This is a genomic window from Flavilitoribacter nigricans DSM 23189 = NBRC 102662, assembly GCF_002646595.1.
In the GTDB taxonomy this organism is placed as follows: domain Bacteria; phylum Bacteroidota; class Bacteroidia; order Chitinophagales; family Saprospiraceae; genus Flavilitoribacter; species Flavilitoribacter nigricans.
The window spans coordinates 110,442-133,596 of record NZ_PDUD01000035.1 but is presented as its reverse complement, the minus strand read 5'-3'; the positions used below and the strand labels follow the sequence as shown (position 1 = coordinate 133,596).

The following is a 23,155-nucleotide window of genomic DNA, read 5'->3' as shown; positions in this document are numbered from 1 at the left end:
ATAGTAATCCGGCTACAATAAGCTAAATAACGAGAGCGGGTGAGTCACGTGGACCACCCGCTCTTCTCATTTGCGTCATAACCCGACTATTCGTCAGCGTGGTAGACCAGCATCGGAATAGTGGTATTCAAAGCCATCGCTTTGGTTTTACTTTTATGCAGGATATTCTCCCAAAAGCTACGTCGCGGGGATACCATGACCGCCAGGTCGATCGCCCTCTGCTTGGCGTAATTATTAAGTCCGTTGACGGCGTCCTCGGCGTGTACCATATCCATACTGAAAGCAAAGACCGGGTCCTCTTCCCCGAAGAAGAAATCGAAGATCTTTTCTTCCACTTCCTGGTAATCGGTAGAATCGTTCGGTTCGCGCACGTGGACGAAGTGGACGGAAGAACCGAACAGCATCGCAAAGTCCTTCAGATGCTTCAGTACATTTTCGTGAACCGCCTCGTAGCTACTGGCAAAAAGAATATGCTTGAAGCCCGCGAAATGAGCGCCGTTGGGCACCAGCAGCACCGGACAGTGGGCCTTGCGGGAAATATGGGTGGATACGGAGCCGAACAACTGCCCCGCCAGCCCGTGTTCGCCGGTAGCGCCCATCACGATGAGGGCCACGTCTTCCTCCCGGGATAATTTCACGATCTCCTCGGTTGGATAACCCGGCCGGACGTCCGTTTCCACTTCTACCCGGGTCATCACCCCGCCGTCGTGCGGCGCGAGGGTGTGCTGTTTAAATTTTTCGATCAGTTCCTGCTTGGCGTCCAGAAACTCTTTGGAGTTCACTCCCAGATACGGGAAAGCAGGATCGACATCCGGCAGGAAACAATGGACCAGGCGGATCGGCAATTCCCGTGCCTGGGCTACTTCCAGGGCAAAGTTATAGGCATTCTTTGCGGTTGGAGAGAAATCGGTGGGAACGAGTATGTATTTCATGGCTCTTGTCTTTGAGTGTTATAATTTCGGCATTTTACCGAAACAATTCCAGTGATTCTGCTTATGAACTGCAGTGACAAGTTGCAGGTTTCCCAACGGAGAAAAGATGATCTTTGATGAGGTATAGGGTGATTTTTATCATTAAGTGGGCACATGGGAACGCCCGGTGGCCCCTATAAACCGACAGCGCGTGGGCAACCCCTAGATGTTGCACCACGCGCTGTCCGATCCTTACTCTACCACTTTTTCATGCGTACAATAAATGATGACCCGGTCTTCCAGGTCCACTTTTTTGACCTTGATGGAATCGATCCGAAATCCCGGTATGGAGTCCGGTACAGAAACATAGGTTTGCTCGAAATTCGTATAAGACATTTTTTGACCGTTGACCATCGGAGTGATCTTAGCGGTATCTCTCGCTATGATCGTACCGGCCGGTAGGTCAATGTAATTATCTGGACGGGGCCTGCTTTCCAGGACATCCTCCGGATCAATAAAATCAATAGCCGGCCTCACTTTTTCCTGAGAAAAGAGCATTCCGATCCCTACGTAACCATAGCAGATCAGCAGTAGCATTATTCTTCTCATGCTTTTAATTTTGGGGTTATGCAGTGGTGAGGGGCTTCGGGCTTTTAACACCCTTTATCCCGCAATATAGCGTACAGTACCTCACCGGAAACGGATAGTTCGAATACTTTTTCCCCAATGGTCGGCTGCAACAGTTCCCAGGTCTGTCCCCGATCATCGGAGCGGTAGATGCCATTGGGATGACCGCAGTAGAAGTAATCACCCACTTCCTGGATGGAGGAAATGGAAAGTGAGGGAGGAAGGTCCGCATCAATCGCCTGCCAGGTCAATCCGCCGTCCATGGAGGTACGGACGCGTCTGGATTCCATATTTTCGCAGCAGGTAATCGCGGCAAATCCACCTTTAATGGTTTCTACGGTGATACCAACGCCACCTTCGCTTAGTACCAAATCCCAATTTTCACCGCCGTCGGTAGAGCGCAAAATACCGCTCTCGTTGGTGCAGAGCAGCACCCCGTCCGACTCGACCATTTTGAACACCCAGCCGTTCTCCATCACATGCTTCCAGGATTTCCCCTGATCGGAAGATTTGAAAAGACCATTGTCACAACCAATAAAAATAATGCCACTTTCGGTGGTGTGCACGCTGCGCACCAGCGGGTTTTCAAAATTGGTGAAAATGGGCATCCAGACACCTGTACCCTGCAATTTCTGGTAAAAACGACCTTCACGGTTGAAAGCGATCCTGTTGCCGGAACCGGTAGAAATGTTGGAAAACGGCTCCATTAAGGACATTTCTTTTTTCCAGTTGGCCTTCGTCGCAGCTGAACTGTTTCGGTAAATACCCTTGGCGGTAGTCAGGAAAAGTTCACCATCGGCCACCAGGAATGAGGTCGGGCTAAGATCGGCGGGTAAACCCGAACTGATATCCTGCCAGGTCTGGCCCTGATCCGTGGATTGAAAAACGATCTCCGCCGATGGGGTGCTGGGACTCTCGGTGACTCCGCCGGTCACCACATTGGAAGAAAGGTCAAGTAATGCGGCCTCCTGGACCTGTTCACAGGCCCAAAAACAGGGCAATAGTAAGATCAGTAAAAATTGAAAATTACGCATGTTCAAAATGGATTGATGAAACGATACGACAAAGATGCGGGAAACGACCTAATCTAGCGCTTTTTGCTTGTAAAAGGATGTAAAGGAAAGTTAAAAGGGTGTTTTTTTGAGGATACAGCTCGTTCTGGCTTAAAATCAAAGGACCTGTGTATAGAACAGATCACATTGCTTTACCAGCTGTTGCATGATTTTAGCTATATTTAAAACTATAAGTCTGTCAATAGAACTACGATCAATGTTCTCCTATGTACCGCTACCGCCTGGTTTTTCCATTGCTACTCTGCCTATACTTTTCCGGGCTGTCCGGCCAGGTCCTGGTTACGGGAAAGATCAATCATTCGGTTGACACCTTGGTGGCCCTTATCATTCCTCCCACCACTCTGGGCGGAGCACCCAGCACGACCAGCGTCCGCCTCTCCGCCGGGAATGAATTCAGTTTTGCCATCGATACCAACGTCGCAACTTCGGCGCAGCTTACCCACGGTGAATCTAACATCTTCGTCTTCCTCGTACCGAATCAGTCTTTTTCCCTGGAATTTATAGGCGGCGAGAAGGAAGCCAAAGCAGTTCGCTTTGCAGGTCCGGGCGGAGCGGACAATACCTTTTTCCACGCCTACCTGCAGTTTCTGGCAGAGCAGGCGCCACCGATTGATTCCAGCCGCCTGGCCCGTTCAACCACCCGGGAATACCGGAGGCTGATGGAGCAAAACCGGGCAGCCAGGGAGAACTTTGTGGAAAACTATACAAGTAAAACCGGTATAAAAGTGGCTCCGCAATTGCTGCAGTGGCTTCGAAATGATATTGCTTACACTTACGCCACCGCATTGCTGAGATACCCATCCGACTTTCAGCGCCTTCACGCCGGTACAAAACACCGGGATCCTTCCGCCAGCTACTTTTCTTTCCTTGATCACATAGCAGTCAACAATCCCGATGCTATTCTCCAGGCGAGTTATCAGCGATTTTTAGAATCCTTCATTATTCATAAGCTGAAAAAACCGATGGATTGGGAACTGCGGACCGGCGGTGCGTACCAATACGCGTTCCTGAACCGATTTCTTATCGGCCCCTCGCTGTACTATATGCAGTATCTCGTATTTGAGCGCAACCTGAACTGGCTGGTGAAGCCCGAATACATGGCCAAACAATACCAGGCCTTTATGGCATCGGATGCCCCGGTCTTATTGAAGCAAAAATTAAAAGATCTCCGGGAAAGCCCTCCGAAAGTCTACTCGCTGCAATCTTTTTCGATTGTCGACGGCCCGGTCCTGGCGGAAGTGTTTCAATTCCATAACGGCGACCGGCCCGACACTTCCTTCTTCCAGGGACGACCATCCTTATTGTATTTCCACGATCGGCGTTTTTACCGGGTCGATTTTGTCATCCATTACCTTAAGAAACTGAGGCAAAATCTGATCGCCCACCCCGATATGAACATCTGCCTCGTAGATATGAATGGCGACTTTGCGGATTGGCAAAAATTCTATTCCGAAAATGAATACGACAATCATCCCATCACGCATCTATCAATGAACTATTTTGATAAAGCCTTCGATATGAAACTCCAGCAAGGCCGACATCCCAACATCGTGCTGATAGATACCAACGGGCTGATCGTGGAAGCGTTGAACTGGAAGCCTCCGGTGAAACGGATTTTGGAGCTTATTGAGCAAATTCCGTAATTTCACACTATCTGATCAGGCTTACCTAACGGCATGGGCAATGAAATAAGTTAATCCAAAAAGTAATAGACCTTATCCAGGTATTTTTTTCGATCAAAGTTGTTGTAGGTAATGTTCCGATCCTGGGGGCTCATTTGGTGACAGGCCCGACAAGCTATCGCAGTTTGTATCATGATAGCAGTGTCCATCCCGGCGATTTTACCTTTGGCAGTTTCTTTTCGGAACAGGTCCACATTTTGTTGCGCGTTCAGGATCCTTTTTTCCAGAACATCCCGGTAGGGCCAGTTTGCATAGTCAGGAGCATGTTTGGCCAGCTCGTAAATGGGGATCGCCTGTTCCCAGTTACCGCTTTTGACTAATAAGTCTCCGTAAGACATAAAGAAACCTTCAATGTTATGGGGAGCCACCCAGGAATTGGGTACTATCCTTTTTCGCCCCAAGCTGGTGGGATTAGCCACTTTCTGAGCTATGAACTGTTTGCAGGCATCTGTCGGTGGATCCAGGTCTGCACAGTAGCAGCGCTCGGTGGTGTTTTTCATCCACTCGAGGGCTTTCTGGAAATTTGGATCGGTATGAGGCAACTGACTCATCGTGTAGGCGAGAGAAAATTCACCAAAGTCCTTCCAATCCCGGATACTTTTCAATCCGTTAAAGTATCCGTCGGTAACCATTTGATCATCCTTACTAACATCCCCGACAATGATCTTTGCCGCTGATAAAAAAGAAAGTATCCGGGTATCTTTAGAATTCATTTTATAAGCTTCACCCAGATATTTTTGGGCCAGTACTGCATGATCGATCATGGATGCGGGGATCTTCTCCAGGTGCTGTCGCTCCGCTATGGCCCAAAAATGGGTAAATCCCAGGTGGAGTACCGTCTGAAAGTCGTTCGGATTGTCAAGATAGGCTGCTGTCAGCCGCTCCAGTATAGCGGGTATACTATCGTAATTACCGTGGTGAAAATGTTCCCAGAAATAAGCGTTGGATCCTTCCGAAAGTGGGGTCTCGACCCATTCCCAGTTTTGTTTGGAATGATTGATCGTGGAAACCGTATTGAAACCAAACTGGAACACAGCAAAGGCGATACCGGCGATCACAGGCATCACCACAAGGAGTTTCTTTTTCATATTCTTTAAGGATTGAATGATAAAATATCCCCAAAGAAACCCGAGAAATCGCCCCCGGTATAGAATAAAATTTACCTCATTCCTGATCTTCCGATGGTAATTCCAACTGTCGATAGAGCTTGTAGATCCGGGGTTTATCTTTCAGGTAAACTGCCGGCGTAAACCCGGTAAAGTGACCAAATTCCCGGATAAAATGACTTTGGTCAGCGTATCCAGCATCCAGGGCAAGGTTCGCCCAGCTAACAAAAGTACTTTGGTTGAGCATGCGGAGCGACCGGTTAAAACGGTTTACCTTTTCAATCATTTTAGGGGTTAGTCCGGCTTTTTCTTTAATCAGCTGAAGGGAATGCTTATGGCTGTAACCGATATTTTTCTCCAGAAATGAAGCAACAGGCTCCCGGAGCGTGGATAGTTTTTCTTCCACCTTTTTCCACTGCAGCATATCCGGCAGGGACGCCCCGGAAATCCTGTTCGTGATCCAGTCCTGCAGTACACTGATTCGGCCGGCTTCACTCTTCGTCTCCATGAGGCGTTCGCGAACCAGTTCCATTTCCCGTCCCCAGACATCCATTGCGTCAAAATTCTGATTGGTAAAATGCTGCGCCGGAATGGCAAATAAATGGTGAAAACCGAACAGGGTGAACCGCAGACCGGCCATGGAGAAATAATGGCCCGGATGAAAACTGAAATACGTATGCCGGAGCCCGGACACCACACTTTCTTTCAGACGAAATTCCTGATCGGAATCATTGGAGTACCCGCGGAGGTGGTCGCCAAGATTGAAGAACACTTCTGCCTTGTTGTTGGGAAATATCCTTTCTTCCGGCTGGCCCGCCGGTGTTCCCTTCATGAGTACGAAATGATCCACAAACAGATTTACGGGATAGTCCGGGAAAGCCATCCAAAAGATGATATTATTGGATGAGAATGATATCATGCGTTTTAAAACTTGGTTGAAGATGCTCGCCAATTTTTACTATTACGAAAGGTCCAGTCAGTTCTAATTGATACATCCAATGAGTGAATCTACGATAATTAGAGGCGAAACGGTGCAAAGTTTTAATGAGGATTTTATTTTTATCCTTTGAATTGTACAAGTAATGTATGTACGACTATACGGACGAAATTTCCGTTTAGCCAGATGCCAGCTACAAAAAGAAAAGCAAATGGAGTACCAGGAAGTTGATATTCAAAAACCCCGCTGGCCGTAGTTTATCTGGATCTTCACCGCTGATCGGCGTTTGTAACGCCGATTGTATATTTGGGTGAATACGCTACGATCAAAAATTAATAGATGAATTTCTTTATAGGAGTTAGCGCTATATTTTACGTCCTATCCTGGATTTGTTACTGGCTCCCAAGAAAATTTGGGATAGAAAACAATGCAAGGTCCTTCGGATTTTTTACAGCCATCATATATAGTTTAACCTTGCTCGAAGGTTTTGTCTTTATTCGTCCGCTAATTTGGCTAGGCTTATTGATGATCCAGCTTGTTTTTATCTCGTATTGGAGTTTTAGGCTAATCAGAAAATGAAGATAAACAAAGACCTCTGATAGTCATTACAGGATACAAATTCTGCCATTATCCCACCGATGACGCCCACATCATCGCCCCCTATTTTTTGATCATCCGCTCGTTTCACGCCTACCTCACCCAAAATGGCCCGATCCTGTTTAAGGAAAAACCGGCCGAAGCGGAGTCGGATCTGCTCAATTTTGAGGTACTGCAGTACAAAGGCAAACGCTATTTCGTGGAGGAATATCCAAATGAGCGTTTTGTGACGCGCCGGGAGAATGGCCAGGCGCTTAAGGAGAATAGCCCGACGGCGAAGACTTTGGTGAATCGGTATAAGGATGAAAACTGGCCGAAGGGCTGATGATATCAGGTTTTAGGTGTTTTTTGAAGGGCCTTCCATTCTTTGAGTGGATGGCTTTTTTTGATGGGGATTTTATTGGTATATTTCGAAAAAATACAACCGTGAATTATCGGACAATAATTTTATTTTTTATTTGCATTTCATCCGCTTCGGCCAGATCACTGAATATTGATACAATGCCGCTTCATCGATACAATTTTTCAACAGAAATACTTGATAAATATGCATCTGGCGAATTAAGATCTGGTCAACCAGCAGTATATTATTCCTTTATCGGTGAATATTTTAAGGCTCTGAGTTTTCCAAATGAAGTTGAGATAGAATGGAACTTTGACACCCTTACCCAGAAAGATAGAAGGTATTTCGAGCAGTTTAGTTCGAAGAACGCCTTCGAAGCGATAATTGATAGGGCAGAAAATGAAAAAATAATCATTATTAATGAGGCACATCATAAACCTGTACATCGCGTTTTCGTCAGGTTACTTCTTAAAGGATTATATTCAAAAGGCTACCGAGTACTATGTTTAGAAGCATTGAATAATTGTCAGGTAAAAACTTGGGCAGAATGTGATTCAACGTTAAATGCCAGAGGATACCCAGTAAGTTCTCCCCTAAGTGGATATTACATTGTAGAACCACAAATGGGCAACTTAATTCGAGAAGCAATTCGACTTGGATTTACTGTAAGGTCGTACGAGCAAACGGGAGAGGACCGAGAACTGAATCAGGCAAAAAACATCAAAAAAATAATCGAAGAATATCCATATGATAAAGTCCTGGTCCTTTGCGGATGGTATCATCTCTTGGAAGAAGAAAATCAAAATCAGACTTGGATGGCGAGCCATTTACGAGGAATAACCGGCATAAATCCCTTTACTATTTATCAAGATATCTTAATTGAAAGAGTTGCCACTCCGGAAAGTCCATTTATGGAGATGATGAATTATGATGAGCCTACGATATTCGTTGATCCCCAAAATAGTTTATACAATGGTTTTCCGGATAATAAATTGTTCGATGCATTAGTTTATCACCCTAGAACGAAATACCTATACAATCGACCGGATTGGCTGTTATGGGATAAGAATAATAAAGTTTATTTTTTTGATGATCTTGGAGAGAACTACCCATATTTGATAAAAGCATACAAAAAAGAGGAGGGATTAGAAGCCGTCCCAATTGATATTATTGAGAAATCCTACAAGGGAGATACAAAAGCTTTGATCTTACCACCTGGTAAATATATTCTTCAGGTAAGAGATCTAAAAGGAAATGAAAAATTGAAGGAAATAGTGGTCAATTGAACATGCGCAAAACAAAGTTCTATTGACAATACCACCGCTGGCCGTAGTTTTTGGAAACTACGGCTTTCGTATTTTACATTTCTATCGTCTAGAATAGTTGCAAATCAAAATAATCATGAGAGAATTTAGAAAAACTTCCAAAAGAACATTCTGGCAAAAGGTATGGAGGCTTCTTAACTCGCTAATTTTCACATCAGAGGAATTTTCTACTAGAGGCCATGATGAGCGAATGAAATCAAGGAGAAGGAAAACCAGATTCGATAAATGGTAAGCTAAAGAAATAAACCCTGCTGGCCATAGTTTTCATCTTAAGTAGCAATCGAGATTAGATAATTCGAATTTATGAAGAAAAAGGTTAAAGATGATACATGGATTTAGGTTTGTAAGTTATTTTCTCCTGGGCATATTGGCTTTAATCGCAATTTAGTCTGCCTACATGTATAAAACTACAGATATGCAAAAATCACCTGAGATATATTTGATTTCTTTGATTTTGTCAGGCTTATTTGCCATTATGCCAATAACCTCTCTTTTTGTAAATTCTACTTGGTCTAAAAAAGATCAAATGGTATTCCATATATTAAATATCATAGAAATAATTGTGATAATGATTTCTATAATTCTAATAATACCCTAACAATTTATATCACCACCGATGACGCCCACATCATCGCCCCCAAAACTCCCATCGATCCCAACTTTATCAAAGCCTTGCTGAGGCCCGGATCTATCCCGAATATTGTCGAAGAAAGTTATCAACTAGGTTTTTCCTAAATAAACTAAAGAATTATGCTTCGACAAGCAAGTCCGCGGCGGGTGGTTGTTCCGAACAAGCCCGCAGCCATGATCAACCGGCCGACGGTGGTCCCGACGGTAGAAGCCGGCGGGAGCCTGCCCAATTTGGGTACCGATCCCTACTTTGCCCTGAAGGTGAGTACGGCCGGGATGAACACCGCGCCCCGCATCGTCCCGCTGGCCGTAGTTTAAAAACCACGGCGCCCTATTTTTCACCCTATCATTAAAAATAAAAAGCCGTAACCAATCGTCAAGCAATCAGTTACGGCTTTAAAAGTACCCGGAGCGGGAATCGAACCCGCACTCCCGCAATGGGAACAGGATTTTAAGTCCTGCGTGTCTACCAGTTCCACCATCCGGGCTTAAAACACGGTCTAAAGATACAAAAATGCCTGGTAAAATCTCTGCTGTAGAAAATATTCACCGGGTCTTTGTATCGGTAAGGGAAATCCCTTCGGAAAAGTTCCCTGGAGGCTGTTTTAAAACGGTCTCCTTGCTCGTAATTTTCAGCCGGTTGGAGACCGGCTTTACAAAAAAAAGCCTCCGAAATTTCGGAGGCTTTCCTGGAGCAGATGACGAGATTCGAACCCGCGACCTCAACCTTGGCAAGGTTGCGCTCTACCAGCTGAGCTACATCTGCATGTTTGTTGTTGGGGTTTCGTTTAACCCCTTTTTGTAAGAGCGATGCAAATATAAGGAGACTTGAAACAAATATCCAAGTCTCCTCACAACATTTTTTTAGATCCGGCCTATTTTGCTGCCCAATAGCGGGAGTAGATCCCTTTTAATTTATTGATAGCAAGAAGCTTAGAGCGGACTAAAAAAAATGCATTTTTTTCCATTTTTTTTCCGGACGGGCGGTTTAAACCACGCTATCCGTCAGTTCGCCGCGAGTACGTCCTCCATTTGCCCCTGCATGGTCTCTACTGCCTCGGTGGGATTCAGGTTGCCCTTCAGGACTTCGTTGAAAGTCCAGGCAATATCCGGCGACAATTCCATGTACTTGGACGTGATCGGACGTACCCGGGTATTCTGAATGACCTGGCGGGCAAAATCCACAACCGGGGCTTTACGCATCAATCGTTCGTCGGAATACAGCTGCTGCAGCGTCGGTAATGTACCACCGTTCAGGGCCAGTTCTTTTTGTTGGCGGGCGTCCGTCATGAATTGGATAAATTTCCAGGCGGCTTCCTCTTTATCCGCATCGATGTGATTGCTGATGACCAGATTCCAGCCCCCCAGACAACTGTAAGACTGCATGCCGAATTCACTGACCGGTAGCGGTGCCAGCGCAAACTGATCCGTAGTTACCTTGGTATCTCCTGCTTCCAGAGCCGGGTAAGCCGTCGGCCAGGCGCGCATGAAGATGGCATCGCCGTTGGCAAAGGCGGCGGCCGTTTCCCGCTCTTTAAAGTTGCTGACTACTTCGGGACTCACGCCGGACGTGATCATATCCAGCGCTTCGGTCAGGCCCATCTTAGCTGCGTCGGAGTTGATGGTGATGATATTTACCTCATCGGAAGATTCGTCGATCTCGCTGCCGATGGAAAGATCACTGATCAGGAAATTACCGCCTGCGTTCCAGATGAACTCACAGGCGTTAACGACCCCTCCCTCGTAATTGGCTCCCTGAAAGACGTATCCGTATTTGGGACCGTCGTTGGCCATGATGGTCTTCGCCATCTGTTTGAGCTCACTCCAGGTTACCGGTGGGTGATCAAAGCCATTGGCCGCCAGCAGGTCCTTGCGGTAGTAGAGGATACCGGCGTCCATATACCAGGGCATGCCCCAGATCTTGGACTGGTAGATCGTAGAATTCAGGGACGCTTCGTTGAAGTCGTTCGTCTGGTAGTTGTCGTAGAAGTTGTTGGACAGGTCCCTGGCCCAGCCGGCGTGCGCCAGCGCTGCCGTCCAGACGACGTCCGCCCCGATAATATCCATGCTCGGATTATCGGAGGACTGGTCCTTTTCGATCTCGCGGTAAAATTCGTTGGATACGCGCGAGCCTTCCTGCCAGTTGACCTGGATCTCGCCCTTGTAGGTCTGATTGAAGGCTTCGATCAGGTCGGCCACGGCGCCGCTGTCGTCGGGTCCGAAAGCAAAGTTGAGTTCCGTGGTGGATTTTTCAGAACAGTTGCTCAGGAAGAGAGAAACGAGCAATAAGGGAAGGATCAGGAATGGTTGGAATAGCCTCCCTCTGGGTACATGGTGGTGGTGATTGAATCTCATATTGCAGTATTATATTGGTTAGGAATGAAATACTGACTTGTCGGAGCGCTGCGAAGATTGAAGCTCGGGAGATTTGAATTTGGTTTCTTATAAAGATAGGTTAATTTAGGGAGATTGTCAAGTTGGGAAAATCGAGCCTTAATACGCTGATTATCTGTGGCTTAATAAAATAAAACAGCCTGTTTCCACTCCACTTGAAAGAGCGGAATAAACAGCAGGGCGCAGGAAACCGCTCCCGTTCGCGTCGTATCCGATAACTGAAAAATTGAAAAAAGGGTATCAGCAGGCCCGGACGGACCCTCCGAGAATGTCTTTTAGCGGCAAATAGGGCGCTCTCCCCTACTCCACCGCAAAATGGGCACCTCTTGATGAATAATGCGACATGCCGCCTTAGAAGCCAGTAATTGCAGCCAAAGTACTTTATGCCCTCTGCAGCCCAGTGAAAATTTTTACAGCAGTCTCCGCTCTACCGCTCCTTTTTGGCCGACAGTTTCTCCGCTTCCATTTGCCGTTTGATGTAGTAGTAGGTCTCCCGCTGGGAGCGGATGGCCAGTGATCCATTCCGGTAATAGGTATTGCTCAAGGTTGCATCCAGGACACGGGCCTTTACATTATCCATCAACTGGATATTGATGTATTCCCGGATCTCCCGGCGCAGGGCCGGATCGTAGATCGGGAAAGCCGTTTCCACGCGGTAGCTCAGATTACGGGTCATCCAGTCGGCGGACGAAAGATAAGTCAGCTCCTCACCGCCGTGGTGGAAGATAAACACCCGGGAGTGCTCCAGAAAGCGATCAACGATGGATAAAGCGTGGATATTCTCACTTTCCGGTAATCCCGGCACCAGGCAACAGATCCCCCGGATGATCAGGGTCACCTGTACGCCCGCCATGCTGGCTTCGTAAAGTTTTTCGATCATGGTCTCATCCTGCAGGCTGTTCATCTTCAGAATGATGGAGGCCGGCTTATCGGCTTTGGCCTGTTCGATCTCGTAGTTGATGAGAGATTCCAGATCCGAGCGCAGGTTGAACTGCCCGACCAGCAGGTGTTCAAACGGCTGGGCCGGTACCTGTTCCGTTTCCAGAAAAGAAAATACGCGGGCCACTTCGTAAACCAGGCGTTCGTCGGCAGTGAAAAGTCCAAAATCGCTGTAGATCTTGGCCGTATCTTCGTGAAAGTTACCGGTCGACAGGTAGGTGTACATGGTTGGCCCGTTCTTTTCCAGACGGCGAACCAGGGCGAGTTTACTGTGTACTTTCACGCCCGGGAAACTGTAGTGCACCGTCACGCCGGCTTTCGACAGCTTTTCCCCCCATTCGAGGTTAGCCTCCTCATCGAAGCGCGCCTTTACCTCGATAAAGACCGATACCTGCTTACCCGAACGGACGGCGTTGATTAGGGCGTCCATAATGCGGGATTTCCGGGCCACCCGGTATTGAACGATCTTAATGTGGGTGACCTTCGGATCGTGCGCCGCCTGTTCAAAAAAGCGAACGACGGATTCGTAGGAATGGTACGGTACGTAGATCATGTGATCCTTCTCCCGGATCTGCTGAAAAAAGTCTTTGGTCTCTTCCAGTGGCTTATACGGCAGGGGCGGCAGAGGTGAATTCTTTAGATGGCCCATGCCGAAATCCGGAAAACGGAAAAAATCGAAGTTATTGTGGTAGCGGCCTTCCCGCAACAGGTCGTATTTATCCAGATCGAAGACCTCCATCAAAAAATTGAGGAAATCTTCCGGCATTTCACTGTCGTAAACAAAACGGGAAGCCGGTCCGACGTGTCTTTTGGTCAGACTGGATTTAATCTTCTGGATCAGATTGCCGGAAAACTCATCGTCGATGTACAACTCCGCATCCCGGGTCAGTTTAATGGAATAAGTATCGATCACATGGTAGCCGGGAAACATCCAGGAAATACTGTGCCTTACGATGTCATCCAGCATGATGATGTCGTACCGGCTGCTGGGCGACGGCAACTGGATAAAACGGGGTAAGTGATCGGACGGGATCTTGACGATGGCGTAGTCGTAGTCTGCCTTGTAGTTGTCCTTCGGTTTGAGCAGCACCGACAGATACAGGGCCGCATTATTGAGAAAAGGCCGGATCTTATCCTTGAATAACAGTACCGGCTGCACGAAGGGCAACATGTGATCCCGGAAGTAATTTTCCACGAACTCCTTCTGCTCTTCGTTCAGATCAAGACGGCGCAGTATATTGATATTGTGCTTCTTCAGCTCGGGAATGATCTCTTCCTGAAAGATCCGGCTGAATTCTTCCTGTTGTTCGTTGACGATCTCCTGGATCTCCTTTACCGTCTGTTTGGGATCGATATCCAGTTCTTTTTTGGTCTTCTTACCGACCCGCAACAGGTTCCGGTGGTTGGCCATCCGCACGCGGAAGAACTCATCCAGGTTGGACGAATAGATCGCCAGGAACTTGATCCGCTCGAATAGGGGCACCGTGTGGTCCCTGGCTTCCTGTAACACCCGCTCGTTAAAGGACAACCAGCTGATGTCGCGGGCTACCAGCGGCAATTCTTTTTCTTTCGTAAATTCAGTCACCATCTTAAAATAATGTCATTTGTTCGCCCTCCTGTTCGTCCAGCAAGGTGGGGCCTTTCACCCTAATGGTACTATTATTCCTGATCTTTTCAAAGAGATATAGCGCCAATTCCGGAGCTAATATATTATCCGGTTCGTGGGGAAAAAAGAAAATCTCGTGCAATCCCTGTTCGAACCAGATGTTTATCCGGTCTACCCATTCGTCGATCCGCTCGTAGTCCGTGGGATGCAGCCCATTGCCCACAAAGCGTACCATCGCAACCCCGGAAGTCAGCGCCATGTGTAAAACATCACGGCGGCCGGCCACATCGGTGATCACCGTTCCGGCGCCGTAGCGGAAAAGCAGGTTGAAAAGATCGCGGCGTTTGGCCTCCCCCTCAAACCAACTTTCGTGCCTGACCTCCACCGCCAGATCGATCTCCTGCGGCCAGCGTTGCAGGAAGTTTTCCAGCAAGGCCAGGCGGTCGTGCCCAAAATACGGGGGAAGTTGTAAAAAACAAGCGCCCAGCTTTTCTTTTAATCCTAAAATTACGTCCGTGAAGAATTCCAGACTGTCATTTCCAGCTCCCAGGTCCCGGCTGTGGCTAATGGATTGGGGTACCTTCGGGCAAAACTTGAAGTCGGGAGCGGATTCCTCGTACCATTTCTCCACCGTCGAAAAATTCGGGATCCGGTAGTGGGTCGTATTGAACTCGATGGTGTTAAACTGCTGACTGTAATACTTGAGAAAATCTTTGCTTTTGGCTCCTTTAGGATATACCTTGCCGATCCACTCCGGCATGCTCCAGCCGGTACATCCGATATAGCAGGTTGGAGGATGCTCCGGGCGGTCTAATCCGTTCAGTACTTTCTCATTGCCCGCGGGGTCATCCGGCAGGGTGAAGTCCACCCGACTGATATCTTCTAATTTACCAAATTTCATAAAATGTGATCCATTTGAAAAAATGCTTATTCATAAAAGTCCTGACCCTCATCATTTGTTCAACCGGCCTTCCCGGATGCCGGGCTCAGCAGTATCTGCCTCCGGCCCGCCCCCATGCGCTATCCCTGCGTCAGATGTTCGGAGTAACCGGTGGCACCAACTGGGACAGTGAAATTAAAAAAGATTCTTTTCCCGGCCGCATCTTTGCCAATGCCCGCATGTTTTACCTCCAGGAAAAGGATTTTGAAGATCGGCAACCCGCAGATTTTCAGCCCGCTGCCTTTCAGGAAGGGGCCCGCTGGGGCGGTTTCAGTGAGAATTACTACCGAACCAAAAACTGGAAAGAAAGAATTCCTTACGTCATCCACAGTTGGGAAACTGTGGGAAAATGGCCCGACAAGTGGTACACCTGCGACGAATGGGGTGACCTGGAATCCACCGTTTACACCTATACCCAGGAATACCTTGCCACCTTCTGTCCCAGGGATCGCCGCAGGGAATGTCTGGTGGATCTGCTTGAGATCGGGAACGAACCCTGGGGCGAAGCAACCCCGGGACCGGAGTGTTTCGAACAACTCCTGCGCACCGTCATCCGGGCGGGAGACGATTATTACGGCGGGCGATGGCGACTTCAGCTTTCGGCGCCGGCTTTCCAGAATTCCAAACCCGACAGTCGCATCAATGACCATATCGACCAGATGCTACCCCGGAGCACCCTTGATAAGCTGGCGGCGATCAGCGGCCATTTTTACGCTTTTGAAAAGGGTACCCACGATATCAATCAGGCGCCGGAAAGCCCCAACGGCCGTTTTCTGGAATTTACGGACCTGGTGGCCTGGAGAGATTCGGTAGCACCGCACCTGGACCTCAACATTACCGAAACGGGCTGGAACAGCGAAACGATCGGGGAAAATGCACAAGCCGCCTACCTCCTGCGGGCCCTGCTGCTGAGTGCCCGCTATGGCGTTAACCGGCTGATCTTTTACGAATTATACGATCAGCCACACGTACCGATCTATTCCAGTTGCGGGCTCATCGACGCCCGGAAGCGCCCCAAAAAAAGCTATTTTCTGATCCGCGATTTTCTGGATCGCTACGGCGCCTATCGTTTCCAGGAGGTAATTTCCGAAAAAGATGTTTACATTTTCAGTCTTTCCGACGGTGCAAACCTGCTATATTTGGCCTGGCAGGCCGGGCCTTTTCGGGCAGAAGTCAGCGAAGTAAGCTTCAGAGGGCAAAGACTACAGCTGAACGGCATGCCGCAAGTGATTAAATTAGACCGGTGAACGAACATGATGGAAACAGTTTCGCAGGCCATTCAAGACGAGGGAAGCATTGCCTACCGCACGGCAGCAGCTTCAATACTTCCGACAAACCCCACATTGTACAGTTCATCAACTACCAACCTCCGGACCTGGAATACCGGGAGGAATGGATATAATCTAAACAACGTAATGAGCATTAGCAGCAACACCGAAATAGACACCGTTATCTTTGACCTGGGTGCCGTTCTGATCGACTGGAACCCGGAATACCTGTACCGCAAGATATTTGACCGGGAGGAAGACATCCAGCATTTCCTCAACCATGTCTGCACTCCCAGCTGGAACGCCCAGCAGGATGCGGGCCGCACCTGGGCGGAAGCTACAGAACTGCTCACCGGCCGGCATCCCGAATACACCACCGAGATCCGCGCTTTCCGCGAACGCTGGACCGAAATGCTGAACGGACCGATAGCAGGTACCGTCGAGATCCTGCAAGAATTGGAAGAACAGGGCCGGCACCGCTTACTCGCGCTGACCAACTGGTCGGCCGAAACCTGGCCCTACGCCTGGGAGCGCTACGATTTTCTGCAGATCTTTGAGGGCATCCTCGTATCGGGAGCGGAAAACCTCAAAAAACCCGATCCGAAGATCTACCAGCTGCTCGTCGATCGTTACGGCATCGAACCGGATAAAGCCGTCTTCATCGACGACAGTATGCCCAATATAACCGCCGCCCGGGAATTCGGCATCCACGCGATCCACTTCACCGATCCGGCGGCGCTGAGAGCGACTCTGGAACAGGCAGGAATAATTTAAAAACAGTATGAATATCAATGGTATTGACATAGCCCCCGGAGAACAGAACAGCATCAAGATCTCCGTCGGTCAGTTACCTTCCGGGACCCGGATCAGTATTCATGCGCATATTTACCGGAGTGCGGAACCCGGCCCCACGATGTTGGTACTGGGCGGAGTGCACGGCGATGAGATCAACGGGGTAGAGATCATCCGGCGAGCCGTAGACGACGGATTGTTCGAGCAGTTGACCAAAGGCAATGTGATCGCAATCCCGCTCCTCAACATCTACGGCTTTATTAATTTCAGCCGGGACGTTCCGGACGGAAAGGATGTAAACCGCAGTTTTCCCGGAAGCACTTCCGGCAGTCTGGCCAGCCGGGTAGCCCGGACCATCACCAAAAAGATATTGCCGCTTGTGGATTTCGGCATCGATTTTCACACCGGTGGACGCAGCCTGTACAATTATCCGCAGGTGCGCTTCACCCGGAATCACGCGGAAAGCGAGCAACTGGCCATGGATTTCGGCGCTCCTTTTGCCCTCGGCATGGGCACCATTGCCAAATCCCTGCGCCGCACGGCCCTGGATCTGGAAAAACCGATCATTGTGTTTGAAGGCGGCGAAAGCCTACGCTACGATTCGATGGCGATCCAGAAAGGGCTGAGCGGGCTACACCGGGTACTGGCCCGGCGCGAAATGATCAAATCCGAAGCCAAGGCTGCGAATACGGAAGTTTTTAAAAAAACGACCTGGATTCGTGCCGAAAAAGCCGGAATGTTCCTTTGGATCAAATGTTCGGGCAATAAAGTGGAGAAGGGAGACGTCATCGGACAGATCAACGGACCTTACGGAAAATCCAATACCATATGGGTAAAAGCCAAGGAATCCGGCATAATCATCGGGCACAACAACGCCCCGGTAGTCAGTCAGGGAGACGCGCTTTTCCATATTGCTTACGAGTGACCGGCAGCCGATTGAATTAAGATGTACACAGCGCGGTAAGCCGGGCTGAATGCCCCGCCATCCGGTACTTTTTGCCTATTTTGCGCGCTTATCGGTCTCTGCCAAAAAAACGTATATTTGCCCCGCTATGAGAATCGTTCAAATAACCGACCTGCACGTTGGTTTAGCTGATGAGGCTACCTTTGACGTCGATGTCCGTGCCAACTTTTTAGGGATCTGTCAGAAGACCAGAGCGCTGGCTCCGGACTACATCGTGGTGTCGGGCGACCTGTGTTTTGAACAGGCCGATCCCGAGATCTACCGCTGGATCAAACAGCATCTGGACAGCCTGGAGATCACCTACGACCTGCTGTCCGGCAACCACGATAATCCCCGCACTCTGGCCAAATCGTTCGACTGCGAGCATCTGCTCCAGGACGGCGAACTCTACTACCAGCGGCAACTGGAAGGTTTTCCCTACCTCTTTTTGGATACGACCACCGGAATGGTCTCCAAAAAACAGCTCGACTGGCTGGATGATGCCCTGAAACATCAGGGCGGCCCGGTGATCATTTTTATGCACCATCCGCCCCTACTGGCCGGTGTACCGCATATGGATCGGAACTATGCCCTGAAGAACCGGGAAGAAGTCCTCGACATTCTCCTTGCCCACAATCAGCGGATCGATATCTTTTGCGGGCACTACCACGTTGACAAAACGATCAGTATCGACAACCTGAATGTGCACATTACGCCTTCCTGCTTTTTTCAGATCGATCAGCATTCCGAGGAGTTTGCCGTAGATCACTACCGGCCGGCATTACGGGAGATCGATGCGACGACCAGTCAGCTCAGCCATACTGTCATATTTTTATAAAATCTTGGGAAAGCCCTTGGTATATTATTAGCGAAAAACTTAATTTAGTTCGGAACCAAATCAGGCCTGCATTGTTTAAACAGCGCCTTTAAACCACAAAATCCGTACTAATGAAGCGACTAAAAGATATGCTGGAGCGCTCTGCATTTGGCGTCTGCAGCTATTTGGGAGAAAAGATGGGCATCTCCTCCGCGCGGGTGCGTCTGTACTTTATTTACATTTCCTTTGTAACCCTTGGTTCGCCGGTTTTACTGTATCTCTTCACGGCATTCTGGCTGAATCTCCGCACTTATATCCGCAAGAAAAACAGTTGGTTGTGGGAATAATATGCCCCGGGAACCGACGCCGGCGTCCCGGGTACGCCCGCTAACCAAATATACCCGATGATAAATAGCGGTCTCCGCGATCGCAAATAATACAGACCACCACCCCTTCATCCAGGCTTTCCGCCAGCTTTGCGGCCGCCGCTACCGCCCCGCCGCTACTCATACCGGCGAAAATGGCTTCTTCCTTGGCCAGCCGTTGCATCATATCCGTAGCTTCTTTTTGCGACACATCAATTTTTTGATCCACCCGGTCGGCTTCGAATATTTCGGGCAGGAATTCAGGTGACCAGCGACGAATACCCGGGATTCGGGATCCGTCCGTCGGCTGTACCCCAACGATCTGTACGGCTTCGCTCTGCTCCTTGAGGTAACGCGAAACGCCCATGATGGTACCGGTAGTGCCCATAGAGGAGACAAAGTGGGTGATCTTGCCTTCCGTATCGCGCCAGATCTCCGGACCGGTGGTTTTATAATGGATGCCCCAATTATCGGGATTTCCGAACTGGTTCAGCATAAAATACCCGCCCTGATCTACCAGGGACTGGGCGTATTCTCTGGAATATTCGATGGTTTTTTCCGCCGGGGTCAGGACGACTTCCGCACCGTAGGCCCGCATGGTCTGGATCCGCTCCAGGGTAGAATCTTCCGGCATCACCAGGGTGATCTCCAATCCGAACAGGCGGGCGATCATCGCCAGGGCGATCCCGGTATTGCCGCTGGTAGCTTCCACCAGTTTTACGCCCGGCTGGATCTCTCCGCGGTCCAGGGCCCCTTTGATCATACCGTAGGCAGGACGGTCTTTTACACTCCCACCGGGATTCTGGCCTTCCAGTTTTCCGTACACGGTAACTCCCGGTTTCTTAATAATATGGCTGATCTCCACTAAAGGGGTATTCCCTAATAAATCCAGTATACTACCCATTACGCTATATTGCTTTTGCTATTATTTATGGTTTGATAATTTTTGCTGTTGCTATAGGTCATACGGAATGACGCTGGTTGATATGCCCCTGGTAGTAGACCCGCGAACCCGGAGGCAGGCTTTTGGTCAGCCAGACGTTACCGCCGATGATACTGTCCCGGCCAATGACCGTATCTCCGCCTAGAATAGTGGTACCGGCGTAGATCACGACATTATCTTCGATCGTCGGATGGCGTTTGAGTTTGGCGAATTCCTTCTGTACACTCAGTGCACCCAGGGTAACTCCCTGGTAGATCTTTACGTGATCTCCGATCACACAGGTGCCGCCGATGACGATGCCGGTGCCGTGGTCAATGCAGAATTTTTCGCCGATACTCGCCCCGGGGTGGATATCGATCCCCGTTTCTCCGTGGGCAAATTCAGTAAGGATGCGGGGAATGAGGGGCACGTTCATCAAGTGGAATTCGTGCGCCAGCCGGTAAATGGCAATGGCGAAAAAGCCCGGATAGGTCCGGATCACTTCGGTGCGATCCAGGGCTGCCGGGTCACCGGCACAAATCGCATCCGCATCCCGGATCAGCTTTTCCCGGATCTGGGGCAGGCGTTCCAGGAATTTTTTTTCCACCACCTCGGCCGTAAATTCCAGGCGGTGTTCGATCGTCCGCAGGATGTTGTAAAGATCCAGCCGAAGATCGTCGAAATGCTGGCGAAAGGCCCGGTAGGTGGCGTATTGCCGATCGGCCAGTTCGGGAAACAGCATCTCCAGTGTACCCTTTACCCAACTGCAGGCCAGTCCCGGCGAAGGGATGGTCTGAGCGTTCAGGTGCTCACTGTAAAGTCTTTCAACAAATTTATCTTCCATTGCTTTCCGTTGTGCATCACAATTATACCATATATATACTGAATGAATCGGGCTAAAGTTGTTCTATTCCCCGATTTCTTATCAGATATTCCGCAACCGGACTTCCAGCCAGCCGGAGTTTTATCAGATCTCCAGCCATTCTTTCATCAGACTGGCCTGCTCCTGGCTGATCACGATCTCCTCACCGGAGGAAGGTTCCAGACTGAGTAATAATTTGCCTTTCTGATAAGGTTTGATCTGCCGGACGGCCTCAATATTGACGATGTATTGCCGGTTGACCCGCCGGAACTGGTGCGGATCCAGCACCCCTTCCAGATTAGTCAGGGGTTTGTTGACCACCAGACTCTCATCCCCGAATGTGCGCAGCAAAGTTACCTTATGACGGGTGGTAAACCAGGCAACCTCCTCGACTTTGACCGGGATCATGGCGCTGGATTTCATACCGGCAATGCGTTTCAGGTAATTGGTCTTTTCGGTCATCTGAGCGATGAAACCGGCAATATCCGCCGAAAAATGGGATTGCAACTGGTAGAATTTCTGCAGCGCCCGGAAGAGTTCCCGTTCCTTTAGCGGCTTCAGTAGATAATCAATACCATTGGAATGGAAGGCTTCCAGCAGATAGGCATCGTAGGCCGTGGTAAAGATCACCGGGATCCGGACATTTACCTTGCGAAAGATCTCAAAAGATAGCCCATCGGATAACTGAATGTCAAAGAATGCCAGATCGAAATCGTTTTCTTCTTCCAACCGGAGTACCGCTTCCTGGATACTTCCGGCCTCAGCGACAGTGCTGATCTTCGTCTTCATTTTGGCCAACAGGTTTTTAAGCCGTTCCCGGGCCGGTAGCTCATCTTCCACCAATAAAATTTTCATAGTATAGTCGTTTTGTGTTTCCTGGTTTCAAGTGTGCCGGATATTCTTTCTTTCCGGTCTTACGTACGGATACTCTTTGGGTTACCCCGTCCCGCCGCCATCCAGGCTCACCAGCGGCAATTTCACGGAAAACCGGTCCGCCTGTTCGCGGATTTCGATCGGTTGCTGTAACAAGAGCTGGAAGCGGTTATTCAGATTCTGCAGGCCAATGCCGTTGGATACGATCCCACCCCCGGTCTTTTTCCTTCGGTTGTTGACGAACAGGATGTGATCCTCCCGGCAGTCTACCTGGATCATTAGCGGTTGCTTTTCATCGAAGCCGTTGTGTTTCACGGCATTTTCCAGCAACAATTGCAGAGAAATGGGCGGCAGGAACTGCAGCTCCTGCACCGGACTTTCGATATCCAGTAAAATAGAACTGCCGAACCGCAGCCGCAGCAGATCGAAATAGTTATTCAGAAACTGTATTTCCTCGATCAACTGAACCAGGTCCTTTTCCTTACTCTGCAGGATGTACCGGTAAACGTCCGCCAGTTTTTCGATAAATTCTTCCGCATTTCGCTGGTTGGTGCTTACCAGATGGGACAAGGTATTCAGGGAGTTGAACATGAAGTGCGGATCCACCTGATTTTTCAGCGCTTCCAGTTCGGCCAGCGCCCGGGATTGTTCCAGTTTTGCCAGTCGGAGCATATCCGTCTCCCGGTCCTTGATCAAAAAGGCCGTTTCGTAAACGTGGGTGATAAATATAACGGCGATCACATTAAACAGACTGGTGTCCTTGATCACGACCCAGTCCACCGGTACGTCCCGGAAATAATACCAGGCCCAACACCAGATCAGGGTCACCGGTGCCGTATAAAAAATGTTGGCAAAAAGTACCGTAATGACTTTGGAAACGGGGCGCTGAAACCAATCGAAATACCGTCGCTGGCGCAGGTACAGCCAGCGATTTCCCCACCAGATGGTGTAAGCCAGACCGATAAAGCAGACGTAACCGAGCCAGTAGAGACCGTCGGATGGCCGCAGCGGTCCGAACAGACCGGTGAGATTGGGAATGATGATCCCAAAACCGGGGACAAGCCAGAGCATCAGAGGAATGTCCCTGATATCCTGTTCATCAGTCATGTCGGAAGCCCGCTTCATTCTGTTCTGGCAATGCTTGAAAAAACTATAGAAAGTTGTCACCGGGAAATGTCGGCATTAAAATAAGAATTCCTTTTT

21 protein-coding genes and 2 tRNA genes are annotated in these 23,155 nt (G+C 49.1%); 9 read left to right on the top strand and 14 right to left on the bottom strand.

Features of this window, described 5'->3' with window-relative positions:
• Positions 1–86: 86 nt before the first annotated feature.
• The 3 genes from CRP01_RS29685 to CRP01_RS29675 form a co-directional block, all read right to left on the bottom strand.
• The gene (locus CRP01_RS29685; protein ID WP_099153699.1) at positions 87–932 is read right to left on the bottom strand and encodes a universal stress protein; all 846 of its coding nucleotides are present in this window, start codon (positions 930–932) and stop codon (positions 87–89) included.
• 231 nt (positions 933–1,163) lie between these two features.
• Positions 1,164–1,520: a hypothetical protein gene (locus CRP01_RS29680; protein WP_143473582.1), complete on the bottom strand. Its 357-nt coding sequence runs from the start codon at positions 1,518–1,520 to the stop codon at positions 1,164–1,166.
• 44 nt (positions 1,521–1,564) lie between these two features.
• A complete protein-coding gene (locus CRP01_RS29675; protein WP_099153697.1) occupies positions 1,565–2,572 on the bottom strand; it encodes a WD40/YVTN/BNR-like repeat-containing protein in 1,008 nt (335 codons plus the stop codon).
• A gap of 245 nt (positions 2,573–2,817) precedes the next feature.
• Between CRP01_RS29675 and CRP01_RS29670 the strand changes: the two genes are divergently transcribed.
• Positions 2,818–4,254, top strand: a complete 1,437-nt coding sequence (locus CRP01_RS29670; RefSeq protein ID WP_099153696.1) for a hypothetical protein — start codon at positions 2,818–2,820, stop codon at positions 4,252–4,254.
• A 50-nt stretch (positions 4,255–4,304) separates the two neighbouring features.
• Here CRP01_RS29670 and CRP01_RS29665 read toward each other — a convergent pair whose 3' ends face one another.
• Both CRP01_RS29665 and CRP01_RS29660 read right to left on the bottom strand, forming a co-directional pair.
• Entirely contained in the window at positions 4,305–5,381 is a 1,077-nt protein-coding gene (locus tag CRP01_RS29665) for a hypothetical protein (protein WP_099153695.1), read from the bottom strand.
• Between the two features lie 76 nt (positions 5,382–5,457).
• Entirely contained in the window at positions 5,458–6,318 is an 861-nt protein-coding gene (locus CRP01_RS29660) for a helix-turn-helix domain-containing protein (RefSeq protein WP_099153694.1), read from the bottom strand.
• A gap of 685 nt (positions 6,319–7,003) precedes the next feature.
• Between CRP01_RS29660 and CRP01_RS29650 the strand changes: the two genes are divergently transcribed.
• The 3 genes from CRP01_RS29650 (at position 7,004) to CRP01_RS29635 (ending at position 9,549) form a co-directional block, all read left to right on the top strand.
• On the top strand, positions 7,004–7,258 hold the full coding sequence (locus tag CRP01_RS29650; RefSeq protein WP_099153692.1) for a hypothetical protein: 255 nt from the start codon (positions 7,004–7,006) through the stop codon (positions 7,256–7,258).
• Positions 7,258–8,562, top strand: a complete 1,305-nt coding sequence (locus tag CRP01_RS29645) for a hypothetical protein (protein WP_099153691.1) — start codon at positions 7,258–7,260, stop codon at positions 8,560–8,562. Before CRP01_RS29650 ends, CRP01_RS29645 begins: the two co-directional genes overlap by 1 nt.
• A gap of 789 nt (positions 8,563–9,351) precedes the next feature.
• A complete protein-coding gene (locus tag CRP01_RS29635) occupies positions 9,352–9,549 on the top strand; it encodes a hypothetical protein (protein ID WP_099153689.1) in 198 nt (65 codons plus the stop codon).
• Positions 9,550–9,634: 85 nt separating this feature from the next.
• Here the strand turns inward: CRP01_RS29635 and CRP01_RS29630 are convergent.
• The 5 genes from CRP01_RS29630 to CRP01_RS29610 all read right to left on the bottom strand — a co-directional run bounded on the left by CRP01_RS29630 (position 9,635) and on the right by CRP01_RS29610 (position 15,071).
• Positions 9,635–9,719, bottom strand: a tRNA-Leu gene (locus CRP01_RS29630).
• A 202-nt stretch (positions 9,720–9,921) separates the two neighbouring features.
• Positions 9,922–9,997 (bottom strand) — tRNA-Gly (locus CRP01_RS29625).
• Positions 9,998–10,236: 239 nt separating this feature from the next.
• Complete coding sequence (locus CRP01_RS29620; RefSeq protein ID WP_099153688.1) at positions 10,237–11,586, bottom strand: ABC transporter substrate-binding protein; 1,350 nt, start codon at positions 11,584–11,586, stop codon at positions 10,237–10,239.
• A gap of 466 nt (positions 11,587–12,052) precedes the next feature.
• On the bottom strand, positions 12,053–14,152 hold the full coding sequence (gene ppk1, locus CRP01_RS29615; protein WP_099153687.1) for a polyphosphate kinase 1: 2,100 nt from the start codon (positions 14,150–14,152) through the stop codon (positions 12,053–12,055).
• 1 nt (position 14,153) lies between these two features.
• Complete coding sequence (locus tag CRP01_RS29610) at positions 14,154–15,071, bottom strand: DUF72 domain-containing protein (RefSeq protein ID WP_099153686.1); 918 nt, start codon at positions 15,069–15,071, stop codon at positions 14,154–14,156.
• Between the two features lie 14 nt (positions 15,072–15,085).
• On the opposite strand from CRP01_RS29610, the gene CRP01_RS29605 reads away from it, so the two are divergent.
• The 5 genes from CRP01_RS29605 (at position 15,086) to CRP01_RS29585 (ending at position 19,277) form a co-directional block, all read left to right on the top strand.
• Complete coding sequence (locus CRP01_RS29605) at positions 15,086–16,357, top strand: hypothetical protein (protein ID WP_099153685.1); 1,272 nt, start codon at positions 15,086–15,088, stop codon at positions 16,355–16,357.
• A gap of 168 nt (positions 16,358–16,525) precedes the next feature.
• A complete protein-coding gene (locus tag CRP01_RS29600; RefSeq protein WP_099153684.1) occupies positions 16,526–17,152 on the top strand; it encodes an HAD family hydrolase in 627 nt (208 codons plus the stop codon).
• A gap of 7 nt (positions 17,153–17,159) precedes the next feature.
• On the top strand, positions 17,160–18,095 hold the full coding sequence (locus CRP01_RS29595; protein WP_099153683.1) for a succinylglutamate desuccinylase/aspartoacylase family protein: 936 nt from the start codon (positions 17,160–17,162) through the stop codon (positions 18,093–18,095).
• Positions 18,096–18,222: 127 nt separating this feature from the next.
• Positions 18,223–18,951 carry a metallophosphoesterase gene (locus CRP01_RS29590; protein ID WP_170110597.1) on the top strand — a complete coding sequence of 243 codons (729 nt, stop codon included), beginning with the start codon at positions 18,223–18,225 and terminating at the stop codon, positions 18,949–18,951.
• Positions 18,952–19,061: 110 nt separating this feature from the next.
• Positions 19,062–19,277, top strand: a complete 216-nt coding sequence (locus tag CRP01_RS29585) for a PspC domain-containing protein (RefSeq protein ID WP_099153681.1) — start codon at positions 19,062–19,064, stop codon at positions 19,275–19,277.
• 40 nt (positions 19,278–19,317) lie between these two features.
• Here CRP01_RS29585 and cysM read toward each other — a convergent pair whose 3' ends face one another.
• From cysM to CRP01_RS29565, 4 genes are all read right to left on the bottom strand, one after another.
• A complete protein-coding gene (cysM, locus tag CRP01_RS29580; protein WP_099153680.1) occupies positions 19,318–20,199 on the bottom strand; it encodes a cysteine synthase CysM in 882 nt (293 codons plus the stop codon).
• Positions 20,200–20,257: 58 nt separating this feature from the next.
• Entirely contained in the window at positions 20,258–21,061 is an 804-nt protein-coding gene (locus CRP01_RS29575) for a serine O-acetyltransferase (RefSeq protein WP_099153679.1), read from the bottom strand.
• Between the two features lie 123 nt (positions 21,062–21,184).
• Positions 21,185–21,934, bottom strand: a complete 750-nt coding sequence (locus CRP01_RS29570) for a LytR/AlgR family response regulator transcription factor (RefSeq protein ID WP_099153678.1) — start codon at positions 21,932–21,934, stop codon at positions 21,185–21,187.
• Positions 21,935–22,015: 81 nt separating this feature from the next.
• The gene (locus CRP01_RS29565) at positions 22,016–23,059 is read right to left on the bottom strand and encodes a sensor histidine kinase (RefSeq protein ID WP_170110596.1); all 1,044 of its coding nucleotides are present in this window, start codon (positions 23,057–23,059) and stop codon (positions 22,016–22,018) included.
• Positions 23,060–23,155: the final 96 nt, after the last annotated feature.